This is a genomic window from Comamonas sp. lk (assembly GCF_900564145.1).
Classification (GTDB): Bacteria; Pseudomonadota; Gammaproteobacteria; order Burkholderiales; family Burkholderiaceae_C; genus Comamonas.
Map to the genome: position 1 here is coordinate 2776258 of NZ_UOOB01000001.1, position 15101 is coordinate 2791358.

The 15101-nt window shown below is 59.9% G+C and carries 13 protein-coding genes; 12 read left to right on the forward strand and 1 reads right to left on the reverse strand.

Annotated elements, in window-relative coordinates; translation table 11 throughout:
* The first annotated feature begins 12 nt into the window (after nt 1–12).
* Nucleotides 13–528 (forward strand): hypothetical protein, encoded by a 516-nt coding sequence (locus tag EAO39_RS12715; protein ID WP_120967887.1) that lies wholly within the window; start codon nt 13–15, stop codon nt 526–528.
* A gap of 407 nt (nt 529–935) precedes the next feature.
* Here EAO39_RS12715 and EAO39_RS12720 read toward each other — a convergent pair whose 3' ends face one another.
* Nucleotides 936–1670, reverse strand: coding sequence for a hypothetical protein (locus EAO39_RS12720; protein WP_162989555.1), 735 nt, complete (start codon nt 1668–1670; stop codon nt 936–938).
* A 47-nt stretch (nt 1671–1717) separates the two neighbouring features.
* Here EAO39_RS12720 and EAO39_RS12725 point away from each other — a divergent pair, with 47 nt between their 5' ends.
* The 11 genes from EAO39_RS12725 to EAO39_RS12775 all read left to right on the forward strand — a co-directional run bounded on the left by EAO39_RS12725 (nt 1718) and on the right by EAO39_RS12775 (nt 15087).
* Nucleotides 1718–2077 (forward strand): hypothetical protein, encoded by a 360-nt coding sequence (locus EAO39_RS12725; protein ID WP_162989556.1) that lies wholly within the window; start codon nt 1718–1720, stop codon nt 2075–2077.
* Nucleotides 2077–2427, forward strand: a complete 351-nt coding sequence (locus tag EAO39_RS12730; RefSeq protein WP_120967893.1) for a hypothetical protein — start codon at nt 2077–2079, stop codon at nt 2425–2427. The genes EAO39_RS12725 and EAO39_RS12730 overlap by 1 nt, the downstream gene beginning before the upstream one ends.
* Nucleotides 2424–2774, forward strand: coding sequence for a hypothetical protein (locus EAO39_RS12735; protein ID WP_120967895.1), 351 nt, complete (start codon nt 2424–2426; stop codon nt 2772–2774). Before EAO39_RS12730 ends, EAO39_RS12735 begins: the two co-directional genes overlap by 4 nt.
* Nucleotides 2775–2786: 12 nt before the next feature.
* The gene (locus tag EAO39_RS12740; RefSeq protein WP_120967897.1) at nt 2787–3254 is read left to right on the forward strand and encodes a phage tail tube protein; all 468 of its coding nucleotides are present in this window, start codon (nt 2787–2789) and stop codon (nt 3252–3254) included.
* Nucleotides 3254–3790 carry a DUF6246 family protein gene (locus EAO39_RS12745; RefSeq protein ID WP_120967899.1) on the forward strand — a complete coding sequence of 179 codons (537 nt, stop codon included), beginning with the start codon at nt 3254–3256 and terminating at the stop codon, nt 3788–3790. The genes EAO39_RS12740 and EAO39_RS12745 overlap by 1 nt, the downstream gene beginning before the upstream one ends.
* Before the next feature lie 92 nt (nt 3791–3882).
* Nucleotides 3883–4242, forward strand: coding sequence for a hypothetical protein (locus EAO39_RS12750; RefSeq protein WP_120967900.1), 360 nt, complete (start codon nt 3883–3885; stop codon nt 4240–4242).
* A 192-nt stretch (nt 4243–4434) separates the two neighbouring features.
* On the forward strand, nt 4435–7314 hold the full coding sequence (locus tag EAO39_RS12755; RefSeq protein ID WP_240466987.1) for a tape measure protein: 2880 nt from the start codon (nt 4435–4437) through the stop codon (nt 7312–7314).
* Between the two features lie 24 nt (nt 7315–7338).
* Complete coding sequence (locus tag EAO39_RS12760; RefSeq protein WP_240466988.1) at nt 7339–7692, forward strand: hypothetical protein; 354 nt, start codon at nt 7339–7341, stop codon at nt 7690–7692.
* Complete coding sequence (locus EAO39_RS12765) at nt 7689–8150, forward strand: DUF1833 family protein (RefSeq protein WP_120967903.1); 462 nt, start codon at nt 7689–7691, stop codon at nt 8148–8150. Before EAO39_RS12760 ends, EAO39_RS12765 begins: the two co-directional genes overlap by 4 nt.
* On the forward strand, nt 8150–8554 hold the full coding sequence (locus EAO39_RS12770; RefSeq protein ID WP_120967905.1) for a hypothetical protein: 405 nt from the start codon (nt 8150–8152) through the stop codon (nt 8552–8554). The genes EAO39_RS12765 and EAO39_RS12770 overlap by 1 nt, the downstream gene beginning before the upstream one ends.
* On the forward strand, nt 8545–15087 hold the full coding sequence (locus EAO39_RS12775) for a host specificity factor TipJ family phage tail protein (RefSeq protein WP_120967907.1): 6543 nt from the start codon (nt 8545–8547) through the stop codon (nt 15085–15087). The genes EAO39_RS12770 and EAO39_RS12775 overlap by 10 nt, the downstream gene beginning before the upstream one ends.
* Nucleotides 15088–15101: the final 14 nt, after the last annotated feature.

Below are 15101 nucleotides of genomic sequence, written 5' to 3' on the forward strand. Positions count from 1 at the left end.
GGAGCGGCGCGTATGAAAGTCATCATTCAGACTCTCAAAGCGCCCTGGCCCGAAGGGGCCAAGGTTGGCGATGTCGTCAGCTTCGAAGCTGAGACTGCGCCTGCCTGGGCGGTTGGCAAATTTACCCTGGCGCCTGAAAACGCCGAGGCGCTTTTTCGCTACCAACCCAAGCTGGTTGAGAACCAGGCCGTCAATGAATTGCAGGTGCGCCAAGAGCGTGATTTCCTCAATCAAAGTCAGTTGGCCGATCAAGAAGAGACCATTCGGCAGCTCACTGCCGAGCTAAAGGAAGGGGTCGCGGAGAGTTCGCTGCTGGCACAGCAGTTGGACGCGGCCAAATCTGATTTGGAAGCCTCTCTGGCACGTGAAGCAAACTTGCAAGGCATCGTCACTGACGCACAGAAGATGGACGAAGCCTTGGCCCAAGAGCTGGAAAAGGTTCGCGCCCAGGTAGCAGAACTGCAAGCGCAGGCCACAACGAAGACTGAAGCTGAGCCCAAGCCCGAAACGAAGACAGCCAAGAAATGATCACGAGCACGCAATCGCAGCAGTACCTGGAATCAGCCCTGGGCGTGAGCGTGCCCGCGTTCCTCTTGGAGGCTGCAGTAGCCCGTGTTGCCACAGCCGAGCAGGCCATGGTGGATGCGGGCTACGACAGCCACACTCAAATACTGATCCAGTGCATGGCCGTGGCACTGGTGGCTTCAACTGGCGATCCCCGCCGGCTATCTAGCCAAGGCGCGCCGTCGGGTGCATCTCGTGGCTTCAAATACAAGGATGGCGACCTCACAGCCTTGCGTCGCTCACTTGTGGCCCTGGACAAGGCCGGCACCGTGGCGGATCTCGTCGGACCAGATCAAGGCCGGCACCGTGGCGGATCTCGTCGGACCAGATCCTGCTGGCTCGGCATTCATGTTCGTGGTGAACGGCTGAGGTTAGTGAGGTTGCACGAGAGCCTTGGCGAAGTCGTCGCCGTTCATCTTCAATACATCCTTTGCAGGTCCGTTATAGAAGCCTCGCTGTAGCCTTCCACCTGTGATGGACGCAGTAAAGCCAAATTGCATATTTGGCCCCACAGATGCGTCAGCTGCGGCTGCTAAGAGGATGATTCTTGCCATAGCCGAGGCAACAGAGTGAGGTTGCGCGTAACCTCTCAGTGCGTCGATTTCGGCCCTTAACTCATCGCCACCAGCCGGAGTAGTCTGGCCGCCCCAATTGACGATGGTTAGCAATCGATCTCTAGTTCGTGGGTCGTTGTGTTGTAGGCCGAGTCTCCAGTTACCGAGCTCGCTTATGGAAAACGGTGCGCCGAAAATCTCTGTAGTCTCAAGCTGTTCAATTGTGCGCTTATGAGCTTTCATTACTTCAGCCTGCCACCCCTTTTGATTGGATAAAGCCAAGAGTGCCTTTTCATATGTGTCCGCTGAGGCAGCATTTAGCGCGTCCAGAATGAATTCAGCACTTGCCAACTCGCCCAAGCCGGTCACCCAGCCATTTCCGGCGGGGCGCAGTTTGACATATGGCTCCGGAAATGGTTCGTAAACTGGTAGCTTGAATGCATCCGATGCAGTGTCTACTGTGTAAGTCTGACCGTAGACCGTTTTAGTGATTCTGGTGTCGGTTCCGACGGCTGAAAAGCCGGGTGCAGAAAACGCAATGTTGGCTGACATATAAGCTCCTTCGAACCAAAGCATATCGCCTCCCTAGCATGGGGCACATGTCTGCATCAGCTGCCTGGTCCTATACCGCAAAAGCAACTCATTGGTCGCTCCTTGGTCGTGACGACTGGAGCGGTCAGCTTTCTTTTGCGCCTCCCGTGCTCTTCGACTGCGACTACAAGTCTGAGGCGGTGCGCTCATCCGACGCTGGAGGAACGTCTCCGGATACAGGCGTCGAGCTGACCCTGCGCCAGGTCATCTACACCGAACACAGCACAGTCAAGCAAGGCGATTACGTCCTGATCGGCGAGAGCACACAGGCTGATCCCGTGGCTGCCGGTGCGGCTGAGGTGCGCACAGTGGTGCGTGATGCCGACACCTTCGACCGAATCGCCGACGATTTCAGGATCCTGACCTAATGGCCAAGCCACGCATTACCAGTCGGCTGCCGCAATTTGTGGCCCAGGTCCAAGCAAAGGGCACCCGCGGCATGACGCAGGCGTTGATTTTGGGTGCATCCGAAGCCTCAGTCCTCACTCCCATAGACACCTCAACCCTGCTCAACAGCCAATACCGTAAGGTGGACACTGAGGCGACCAAGGTCGTCGGCCGTGTTGGCTACACAGCGGTTTATTCCGAGCCTGTCCACGATCCGGACAACAAACAGCGTTTTCGCCGGCAATCGGCTGAAAAGGAGTTCCTGGCCAAGGGCTTCGAACGCGCAGAGCCCAATATCCGCGCCGTGATTTCAGGAGCGATCAAGACATGACCGCCAGCGAGGCCCTGAGGCAACTCCTTCAGCCGGTGCTCTCGGACTGGCGCTTTCAGTTTGGGCGCTGGATCGACAGCGGCAAGACCTTTCGGTATGCAGTGCTCAAGCCCATGGGCGGCCCTATGGCAGGCCTGGTGCGCCAGCCCGCATTCAGCCTGGTGCTGATTGGTGCTGGCACTGACCCACTCACAGCGCCGGAGCGCAAAGCCCAGGACGTGATCGAGAAGCTGCTTGCTGAATCCGGCTCCCTAGTATTTGCACAACCGGGTGAGCCTATCTACTGGGCTACCGACGATGGACGGCCAGTGGCCGAAATCACCATCAACACCATCATCAACCGCTAGAAGGAGCACGCCATGGGCGCTCACGTAGGACGCGACGTAAAGGTCGAATTTGCTTTGAAGCCGGAAACGCTACCCAAGCCGGTGGCCGGTGATTACAAGGTGCTTGGCATGATGCGCGCCAAGAGCTTGAACACCACCTGGGACACGGTGGACACCACCGCAGACAAGTCGCCAGACTTCACGAAAACCAGCTTGGTGACGTTCAAGAACGTGGAATTCTCGGGTGACGGCGTGAGCTACGACGATGACGTGCACAACCAGGAACTGCTTGAAAAGCACGTGGTCTCGCCACCCGCTGAAACTGGCAATCAGCCTAAGGTGTGGTTCAAGATCACATACCCAGGCGGCAAAGTCTATGAAGGCCCGTTCCTTGTCACATCCTGGTCGAACGACAGCCCCTACGCCAACGAAGCTACGTGGAGCATGGGCGCGACCAGTAATGGCTCCGTCACACTGACGCCAGCACCATTAGGCCCCTGATGCTGATTGAGCATGGTTTCTCCAGAGTCGTGACTGCCAGCGGCTTGGAGTTCACTTTCACACCGTCATTCGCCCGGATCGCCCAACTCGGACGACCGGGCGAAATTGTTGATGCTTTCCGCGGACTGTTCGGCAGGCAGGCCGCCTTGAATGCCCGCTACGTGTTGGCGGTGCTGTGTGATCAGGACGATGCCACAGCACTATTGGGCTGGTGTGATGAAGATGGCGAGCATCTTGGCAGTATGCCGGTGCTTGAGCAGATCAGCCTGGCCGCACACCTGATGCGCCATGGACTGGTGGGCACAGGTGGCAGCAAAGAACAGGGCGCAAGGCCTGTGACGGAATTCAACGTCGCTGAGTACGTGGCAGCTGCCCGAGTTCACCTTGGCATGAGCGCGGCCGACGCCGAGGCGCTGAGCATGAGTGACTTCCAGACACTGTTTGAGATGAAGTATCCGGACGCCAAGAAGAAAAAGCGGGATGTGCCGACACGGGAGGAATATCGGGCGGCTATGACTGCGATGGGGTCGCAGTAAATGATGCCTCCTTAATTTGATGATCTAAAAGCTCTTGATTTAAATGTAATAAATTGATACATTTCAAAGGTTAAAAATAAGGAGATATTTGAGTGCATCCCGTGCTACAGAAGACGTTTGGTGGCCTAACCCCTCAGTATTATTTTCGGCAACTGGCCTTTGGCGTCATATTGGCGGCAATTGCAATCATGATGGACCGGGCGGGGCAAAATCAGCTCGGAATAGGTATGTACGTTGGGCTCGCGATTTCCGCACTTCTGTACCCATACTCTCGTTTTGTCTACGAAAGCATTGTGGGGTTCGTGCTCGGCAATAATGTCTTTTGGGTAAACACGTTTGTGATGCTGTTTACAAAATTTGCGACCATGATGATTTGCTTTGGATTCGCCATTTTCATAGCCCCAATTGGCTTGGCATACCTCTACATTCACCACAGCAAGGCCACCGCCTGATCTGAGCTACACACCTATCAAGCACACCCCGCCCCGGCGGGGTGTGTCATATCTGGACTGGTAGGACGCATCTCAAATAAAGCGGAGATGGACATCATGAGCAAGTGGATCATCGCAGTCTTCATACTTGGCTAGTACTTGGCTAGTACTTGGCTTCCCTAGCATGCCTCTGGAACAACCGGAGAGCATGCAGTGGCAGAGAAAGTTGGCGAAATTTACTATGACGTGACTCTTGAACTTGATCAGATGATCAAGGATCAACGTCGCGCCCAGCAGAGCCTAGATAAGACGGCTGACAGCTTGCAGCGTCTCTCCCCGATCGCTGCCGCAGCGAAAGCGGCCCTCTCAGGCTTGGCGGTGATGAAGGTCATCGAGATGGCCGACGAGTGGGGGCAGTACTCCAGCCGTATAAAGATGGCCACCAAAAGCACAGAGGAGTACACCTATGTGCAGGAGCGCATGCTGGCGTCAGCAAACGCGACGTTCCGCAGCATCCAGGAGACACGCGAGAGCTTCATCCAGCTCTCACCTGTGCTGCGTGAAATGGGGCTTACTCTCGGGCAGTCAGTCGATGTGATCGACAGCTTCAGTGGCCTGCTGGTGGTCAATGCCGCCAGCGCTGAGAAGGCCAAGGGCGCCCAAGATGCCCTGGCCAAGTCTCTGCAGAAGGGTTCTATTGATGCCGACGCCTGGATGAGCATTTATTCCACCGTGGACAGCGTGGTGGATCTCATCGCAGAAAGCAGCGGCAAGAGCGCTGCAGAGATTCGCCGGCTGGGTGCAGAAGGCAAGCTGGGCATTGATGTGCTGGTACAGGCACTGTCAGATGGATCCGGCAAGGTTGCTCAGCAGGTCAAAGAGATGCCCACCACGGTCAAGGATGCCATCCAGTCCGTGACGAACGCACTGAATGAGTACGTCGGGCGAACCAATGAAGCCAGCGGCATCACGGCAACCATTTCGTCTGTGATCCAGTCACTGGGCGCGAACTTCAATGTTCTGGCCGACACTGCTTTGGTTGCTGTGGCTGCCGGTCTTGCTCGTTATGTCGGTGGCATGGTCGCTGCCAGCATTGCCACCGCTGCAAAGGCCGCTGTTGCCGTCCGTGCAACCACCGCTGAGGTTGCATTGGCCCAGGCGCAAGTTGCACAAACTGCTGCTTCACTGGCTCAGGCCAGGGCATTTCAGGCCGCTGGCATCACGCAGGCTCAGGTCACAGCCGCCACGCTTGCGCATGAAGCGGCAACGAAGCGACTCACTGCGGCCCAGGCTGCGCAGGCTGCAACGAGTGCTGCCATGGGCGGCGCTCTACGAGGCTTGATCACTTTCTTGACCGGGCCCGCTGGCATTGCCATTGCAGTCGGTATTGCCGCTGCGAGCATTTTTACCTTCGGCGCCAAGGCATCCGAGACTATCCCGAAAGTGGACGAGCTCACGGCCTCGGTAGAAAAGCTCACCGCCGCTCAGCTGGCGAATCAGCGGAATAAGGCAGGGGACGCCATTGGTCAACTGACAACCAAGGCACGAGACGCAAATGCAGCCGTTAAGGCCCTGGAGCGCGATCAAGCGGCTCTGAACAAGCAACTCCAGGAAGGGAGGGGAGGGATCGATGCCAAAGGTCTCGAGAACGTCAATCGTGCACTTGTGGATGCGCGCAGCAATGCCGATGGCGCCACCAAAGAATTGCAGGAGATGATCAATGCCGACTACAAATTGGCGGAGGCTCAAAAGCTTCGGGCCAGTACGCCAACCACGAAGGCCAAGGTAACGCGCAGCGACCCTGAGGTGCAAAAGCGCCTGGCAGGCATGCGTGACGAGGTGGAACTGGCAAAGCTCACGGGGGCCGCGCGGGCGCGTCTCCAGGCGATTCAGAAACTTGGCGCAAATGCCACAGCAGCGGAGCGAGCTGAAGCCGAGAAATTGGCCACAACTATCTACGACCTTGGCGAGGCGCAGAAGAAGCTGAAAGAAGGCGCCAAGGGTGACAAATTTGATAGCAAAGGCTACTTATTGGGCTTGAGCGCAAATGCATCCGCTAGCGAACTTGCGAAGATTGATGCCGAGGAACGCAAGGCTTTGAGCGATCACGAAAAGCTACTCCAAGAGCGCAAGCTAAAGATCGAGGAGTACGAACAAGGGGTGACTCTCATCAAGGAGCGCTATTCCATTCAACGAGCCAAACTCCAAGACGATGAGCTTGGCATTTTCATCAGCAGGGCTGAGGAGGCGCAAAAGGTCCGTGAAGACTTCACCCGTCAGACTGCCGAAATGGGCCGTACCCTGACTGATTCCGTGCAGACTCCTCTTGAAAAGCTCAATGCAGAGCTGCAAAAGTTCAAAAGCCTGCTGGCGTCCGAAGACATCAGTGGCGAAACTTTCACACGATTGACCAAGAAGGCAACGAAGGAGTACGAAGAAAGCCTGAACCAGATGGATCAGTTCACAGTGCGTTTCGCGCAGAACGTCCAAGACCAGTTGGGTGGCACGCTTTACAGCAGCTTGACTGGAAATTTCAAGGACATCGGCGCTGCCTGGGGCCAGATGCTGCTGAAAATGGCCAGCCAGGCGGTTGCAGCAGACATTTCTCGATCGCTCTTCGGTGGCTTGGTGTCGGGCGGCTCCGGGTCAGGGCTGCTTGGTTCAGCAATGAGCGCTGTCGGCAGCTTCTTTGGCATGAGCGGCAAGCGCGAAAACGGCGGTGATGTGGGTGCCGGCAAGATGTACGAAGTCAACGAAAGGGGCGTACCTGAGTTGCTGACTGTGGGCAACAAGCAGTTGCTGATGATGGCCGGCCAATCTGGCAGCGTCACCCCGTTGGGCGGCATGGACGTGGCAAAGGTACCCTCACCTGAAGGTCGAAGCGGTGGATGGTCTGCCCCGATCATCAACATGAAGTTCATCGGCGCGCCGTCACAGCCAGAGGTGAAGCAGAGTAGTGCTGGCGCTGGGCAATTTGATATTGAAGTGATTTTCAAGCAAATTGAAAACAGGATCGGAGACGGTATTTCCAATGGGTCTGGCGCCCCATTTAGAGCTCTGACGGGTCGCTTCCCCCAGCTGAAAAGCTATTGAGCTGGCTCCCTAGCATGCCTATGCATGGCATCGCTTCCTTCCTACGTCATTGTTCACTACTCGCGCCCGGAGTCGTTCGACCCAGCAATCGTCCAGTCTGAGGTTGAGCGCGGACTGGCCAAACTTCGCGTGGGCGCGAGCAGGGTCGTGAAGCAGGTAGCGGTCACCCTGCTATTTAGCTCGGCAGAGGACACAGAAGCCTTTGAAGACTGGTATTTCACTGCCATCAAACGCATTGGCTTCTTTGACTGGCACGACTCTCGCACGAACGTCGTGCGTCGCGTTCGCTTTCAAGGCGGCGCCTTGGGTGAGCTCACTCCAATGGCTCAGGGCTTTGCTGTTGCACAGCGCACCGCCACATTGGAGTACCTGCGATGACCGACTTTCGCACGCGAAACCAACGCGTTACCGACGATGTGGGCCACGTAGCGCTGCTGGAGGTGACCAACCCCAGCTTTTCCGAAACCATGTACATCGCCAACGATGTGCAGGATTTCATCAGCCAGGGCATCAGCTACATTGGTTTGCCTTTTGGCTTCACGTTGCCAGATGACGTGACAGACCAGGCCCCGCGAATGCGCCTGACCATGGACAACGTGGGCCGCGGCGTCAGTGATGAACTGGAGCGCCGCCAGCCTGGCACCACCACCATGGCCAAGCTGATCATCGTGCCGCGTGATAAGCCAGACATGCACCAGCATGTGTATTGGCTGCCCATGTCCAGCGTCAGCATCGGCGGCGCCTCGGCCCAGGCTTCCTGCAGCGTGGATGAGCTGATGCGCCGCTCCGCTTGCCTGCAGATCGTCAATCCGCACACTCAGCCGGGGGTCTTCTGATGCTGGAAGCCCTGCAACTTGACCGCTTCGTCGGAATTCCTTACTGCCCGCGCCGCATGGACTGTGCTGACCTGACCTTGCTGGTGCAGCACGATCTTTTCGGGCGCCATGTGGTGCTGGCCGGCAAGCGGGCCCGTCCGCTGGATCTGGATGCCCAGGCGGCGGCCATCGCCGGGTATTGCTCCGAGCTAGGCAGGCCCGTGGAGCAGCCCCAGGACGGAGATGCAGTGCTGATGCGCGATATCGGCGCTGACCAGGCCGGCCATATCGGCACCTATGTGTTTACCAATTACGCCCCCCATGTGCTGCACACCTCCCACAAGCTGGGGGCGTCGGTGTTGCACAGGGTGCAGGACCTGCCGGGCTATGGCCTGGCTGTTGAGGGATATTTCCGATGGAAGTGAATCGCGCCGAGACAGTTGCTGTGGCCTCCGTGGGCGGGCAAGCTGCCGATGTGCTGGACGTGGCAGGCCGCCTGGTCGTCACGCCCAATGCGCTGACGCTGGACGGCCAGCGCAATGTGCCAGCGGATCTGCAGCCCGGCGAAAGCCTTGCGGCCTTCCTGGGGCGTCATGTTCCTGACATCGAGTCCGGCGCGTGGACGGTGATGATTGGTGGCGCGGCTGTTCCGCAGGCCATGTGGGTGCATACCTTTCCCAAGCACGGCCAGCTGATCGCCTGCCGCGCCGTTCTGCGCAAGGCGGCGCTGCAACTGGTGGCCATTGCTGCCCTGAGCTATTTCACGCTGGGTGCAGGTGCCACGCTGGGCGGTTCTATCCTGGGCATCAACGGCCTGGCGGCCGTGGGATCTCTGGGTTTGAGTGCGCTCAACCTGGGCCTGTTCATGGCAGGGTCCATGCTCATCAACAAGGTGCTGGCTCCCAAGATCCAGACCCCGCAGTCCCTTGCGCAAAAGCAGATCTACAGCCTGAGCAGTCAGCGAAACTCGGCCCGGGCCTACGAGCCTATTCCCACGCTATGGGGCGAGATGCGTGTCACGCCCGATCTGGCCAGTCAGCCATATGCCTGGTACGAGGGTGATGACCAGTACATGAGCACCATTTTGCTGGGCGGCATCAATGTCTATAGCGCCGCAGATCTGTCCGTGGGCGACACGCCGATCACCAGCTATAGCGACGTGAGCCTGTATTTCAACGGCTTTCCCGGCATGCCCAGCCAGGATGTGCCGCTGTATAGCAATGTGGATGCCATTGCCGGTGCCGAGTTCGTCAACGGCGGCGACTGGATTACGCGCACGGGCTCGGCCGGTGCTGGTGCCTTGCAGCTGGATATTGAGGGACAGCTGTATGACGCCGATAGCAAGGGCAACATTGGCGCCAACAATGTGGATCTGAGCATCGAATGCCGTCTGGTCGGTGCTTCCGCGTGGCAATCGCTAATGGTCACGACCTTGGTCAATGCATCGCCCGATGTGCTGCGCCGCACTTTCTCATTCGATGTGGCGCCCGGCCAGTACGAGGTGCGTGCCAAGCTGGGTATCCCGCGCTGGAACGATGGCGGCTCGGGTGATGCCTGCAAATTGGCCTTGCTGTCTCTCAAGAGTGTGCAGGCCGATGCCACCGACTACAGCCAGTGGGGCCGCATCGGCATCAAGATCCGAGCCTCTGGCCAGCTCAATGGCAGCCTGGACCAAGTGCGTGCCACCTATCGTGCAAAGCCTATGCCTGTGTGGACGGGTTCGGAGTGGGCCACGGCCACCACGCGTGCCAACGGCCTCTCCAATCCCGGCGCCATCCTGTTGCAGACGCTGCGTGGGGTGTGGGTGACGGACAGCCAGGGACAGCGCGTCTTGCAGTTTGGCTTCGGCCTGTCCGATGAGCAGATCGACATCGAGGGCCTGAAGGCCTTCATGCTGCATTGCACGGCGCGCGGCTACACCTATGACAAGTGGGTGACAGCCAGCATTTCGCTGGGTGCCTTCTGCGAAGAAGTGGCGCTGGCCGGCATGGGGGAGTTTGCCTGGACCGACGGCAGCCGCCCCACCGCTGTGTTTGTCACCAACGGCCAGCCCAACAGCGCCGTGGTCAACATGGCCAATATGCTCAAGGGTGGTTTCAGCGTCGATTACGCGCTGAGCAATACCGCCGACGGCATCGAGTACCAATGGCTCAACCGTGATACCTGGGAAATGACCACCTTGCGCGTGACGGCGCCTGGCGTGGCCACCATGCTCAGCCCGGCGCGGGTGACAGGTGAGGGCATCACCAGCGAGGCCCATGCGGCTGCCATGGCCCGCTATCACTTGGCCCAGAGCCTGTACCAGTACAAGACGGTGAACTTTACGGCGGATATCGAGCATCTCGATTACCGCCGTCTGTCGGTGCTGTCGGTCTCGCACGACCTGACGCAGTGGGGCTTTGGTGGTCGGGTGATGGCCGCCCGACGCATCGGTGCCCTGATACAGCTGACCCTGGATGAACCGGTACCACCGCTGGCCACGCCCTACATCGGTCTGCGCGTGACCGGCGCCCGCGACTATCGTGTGTGGTCTGTGCAGCCCCTGTCGGCTGAATCCGACACGGTCACCCTGGTAGGCGAATGGCCCGAGGATTTGGCCTTCCCCGGCGAGGGTTTGGACAATCCGGCCCATGACACGCTCTGGTGTTACGACTTCAAGCCCACGCCGGGCTATCGGGTGCGCGTGACGGGCATAGATCCCGAGTCCGACCTCAAGGGTGCCCGCGTGACGGCGGTGCCCGAAGGCCCGGAGTTCTGGGACTATGTGCTCAACGGCACCTACGTGCCTGCACCCAACCAGAGCAGCATTCCCCAGCTGGGCCGCCCGGCCATCCGCAATCTGCGCGTAGCCGAAAAAGTCAACCTGCAGGGCGATACCGAGTGGTACGAGCTGTCTTGCGTCTGGGATGTGGAAGGCGACTACGACCATGCCCAGGTCTGGGCCGGCCGTGACGGTTCCGAGCTGCGCCTGGTCGATGGCAATGCCGTGGGCAGCCGCAGCACGTTCCGCATTGACGGTGCGGGCGAATGGCTGATTGAAGTCAAACCCTTCAATCCCAGCGGTCAGTCCGGTCAGTCGGCGGTCCTGATCTACATCACCACGCAGACCCAGTTGCCCCCGCGCAACCCGAGCAGCTTTGTGGTTCAGCAGCTGGCCGGCGGTCTGCGCCGTTTTGCCTGGGCCTATGCGAGCGACAAGCCTGCGGCCCTGGCCGGCGTGCAAATCCGCTATCTGCCCGGCGATGTGCCGTTGAGCGTGGCTGGCTGGGATGCCATGCAGCCCCTGGGTGATGGCGATGACATCTACACCGCCCAGTTCGAGACCAGCCGCCCTGGCGCCGGCCTCTGGACCTTTGGCCTGCGCGCCATCGACACGGCCGGTCAGCTGGCCAATGGGATTGCGCGCTTTGCCATTGAGCTGGGCCAGAGCTTTGACCAGATTCAAAACCCCGACCTGACGCCGCCGCCCGTGGTGACCGGCCTGACGGCCGCTGGCATGCTCACTTCGGTGCAGGTGGCCTGGGATACGCCCATCTACACCGTGGGCCATGGCCATGCCCGCACGGAACTCTGGGCCGGCCAGGGCGCCGATCTACAGCAAGCCACCCAGGTGGGCGAGGGCTATGCCGGTCCCATCAGCTTCAGCGCCCAGCCTGGGCAAAGCTGGAACATCTGGGCCCGCAATGTCAGCGCCGATGGCGTGGCCGGTGACTGGGCCGGCCCGGTGGCTGCCGTCACGGGCGAGGATGTGGCCGGCCTGCTGGAGGTGCTGGCCGGGAAGGTCGGGCCTGAACAGTTCGACCCCATCGTGGTGGAAAAGATCGACCAGATTGATCTGATCGACTTTGACCGCATTGGTGCGCTCAACGACTTCAGCCTGGAGCAGCTGGAGTCTGTGGCCCTGGTGAATCTCAAGCGCCTGGACCTGATTGATATTGAGGGCGGCCCTCTGAGCAAAAGCCTGGTGACCGCTGCGGCGCAGCAGGATGCGCTGAACCAGCAGGTGCGCGGCAACATGCAGGACATGGCCAAGGGCTTGCTGGAGGCGGCTCTGGCGGCAGATGCCGCGCTCGAGCGCATCACCGATGCGGGTATGTATGTCGATCCGGCCACCGGCCAGGTCAAGATCTACGGGCTCGAGACCACCAAAGGCCAGGTCACCAGTTTGGAATTGCTGCTGGATGCGCTGGCCGGCCAGCTGCAACTCAAGGCCACCACGACTTACGTGGACGGCAAGATTGCCGAGGCAGTGCTGTCGCCCGCAGATCTGCTGCTTTATGAAGGTCTGGATGCGCGCCTCATCAACGTGGTGCAGCAGCTTGACAGCATCAACGGCACGCTCAGCAGTAAGGCGGAAGCGCTGGAGCTGCAAAATGCCGTGGCCCGACTGAGCACGGCAGAAAGCACCTTGGATGCTCTGGGGGCGCAGATTGCCTTGCGCGTGACGCGGGCCGAGTACGAGGCCGCGCAAGACGCTCTGCAAACCCGCCTTGGCACGGCCGAGCTGACCTTGTCGGCGCTGGATGTGCCGGCCATCACGGCTACGGTGACGGCGGTGAGCAAGCTGCAGCGCGAGTCGGAGAAGACCGCGCAAGCCCTGCTGCAGGACATCCTGAACGGCGAATACAACCGGGTACAGGGCCAAGAGGCTCTGGCGTTTGCGCGCAACCAGTTGAGTGCGTCGATCCAGGAAGGACTGGCGGCAGAGGCTGTAGAGCGCACCCAGCTGGCCGCTACCGTGGGCCAGCAAGCGGCGGCGCTGGAGCAGGAATCGCTGACGCGCGCCACGGCTGACGCCGCCGAGGCCAGCCAGCGTCAAGCCCTGGCGGCCACGGTACAGGGCAACCAGCAGCAAACCGCTGCCGCAATCGAGCTCGAACAAACGGCCCGCGTCGATGGCGATGCAGCCGAAGCGGCACAGCGCGAAGCATTGCGCGCGCAAATGCAAGGTGAGACCGACACGCTGGCGGCGCTGCTGGAGGAGGAGGCAACGGCACGCGCTACGGCAGATAGCGCCGAAGCCACAGCCAGGCAGCAGCTGGCTGCCCAGGTGCAGACTGAGCAGGAGGCCATTCGTGCCCAGGTCATGGACGAGTCCCAAGCCCGTGCCGATGCTGACAGTGCTGAGGCCAGCGCGCGCCAGCAGCTGGCTGCAGCAGTGGAGCAAGTCCAATCCTTGCTGCAGGCCCAGATCACGGATGAAGCCACTGCCCGTGTGGAGGGTGACCGTGCGGAGACCTCCTCGCGCGAAAGCCAGATCTCGGCATCGAGGGCGCTGAGCCAAAAAGAGAGCGAGCGCACGGCTCAGGCATTGCTGCAAGACATCCTGACTGGTGAGCGCAACAAGGCGGAGGCCCAGGCAACCATTGCCATGGCCAAGACCGAGCTGGCCACGCAGATCCAGGAGGGCTTGAGTGCGGAGGCTCTGCAACGCACGCAGCTGTCCGCCGTGGTGGATGGACAAAAGGCGGCTCTGGAGGAAGAGTCACGCGTGCGTGTCGAAAACGATGCGGCCGAGGCGGCCACCCGGACCGCTTTGGCGGCGCAGGTGCAGCGCGGGCAGGAGCAGACGCAAGCTGCGATACAGGATGAGCGGCAGGCGCGCGCAGACGCTGTCTCGGCCGAAGCACAGCAGCGACAGCAGCTGGCCGCCAAGGTACAGGCAGATAAGGAGGAGATCCAGTCTCAGATCACGGAGGAGTCTCAAACGCGGGCCACGGCCATGGAGGCAGAGGCCACCCAGCGTGAGCAGCTGGCGGCCACCGTGGGTGAAAACCATGCGGCGGTCCAGCAGCAGTTCACAGCCCAGGCCGGCATCAATGGCTATCTGGCAGCCAAGTATTCGCTGGTCGTGCAGGTGGGCAGTGGGGACCAGCTGGTGGTGGGCGGCATGCAGATCACCGGTACCGCAGAGGGCGAAGAGGGAGCCAAGATTGCGATTGCATTTGCCACCGATGCATTCAGCATTGCTTCACCGGATGGTGTCCGCAAGGCCACGCCGTTTTACGTGCAGACCTCGGACCAGACGCTAAACGGCGTGTTGTTGCCCGCCGGCGTTTACATGGACTCGGCTCGGATCGGCAACGTCGAAGCAATTCTGGGGAGGTTCGGTACGTTGTTTGCGGACAAGGTGCAGGCCACGGCCATCAGTGCCAGCCAGCTCACAGCCGGCAATGGCGTGATCGGCGGTACGCTGAAATCCAGTAACTATGTGGCGGGCTCCAGTGGCTGGACTTTGCGTCCAGACGGCATGGCCGAGTTCTCGGGCGTCATCGTTCGAGGCACCCTGTATTCGACGGCCGGCAACATTGGCGGCATCACCATCAATGCCAACGGCTTGAACGCCGGGGCATTTACCGGCTACGGATGGCCGTCGGGTAATGGCACCGGCTTTCACCTGGGGCCGAATGGTTTGCTGCTGGGTAATGCGAATACTGGCAGGTATATCGAGATTCAAGCCAGTGGAAATATTTTCATGCCTGGATTCACTATCCAGAATGGAAATGCAACTTTCAGTGGATACCTATCCGGTGCATCTGGCTACTTTAGCGGCACGCTGACCGCGCAGCGCGTGGTGACCACCGGAAATCTGGATCTGAATGCTGCAACGATCCCGCTATACGCGCAGTCGGCAGCCGCGTACACCTTTGGCAACTCCGCTCTCGACCTGTGGACGCCGGCCTTCGATGGAACCATGACCTGCGTGGTTGATTTCGGTTGCACCTGGGATACCAGCGCTGCTGGAGCAGGAGTCATCCACCTCTATGTGGATGGCGGCCCAGCCATCAGTCTGACCCCCAACAGGGGTACGCCAGATCCGGCATCCCCAGAAGCCGGCACCTTCAACTTCTCCTATGCCTTCAGCGGCAACGGCAATGGCCGGCTGCTGCAGCTGGTCCCCAGCGTCGGCATACGCGCCCGCAATCGCTACATCAAGGCAACGATTTTCAAGAGGTAAACCATGCGTTTTGC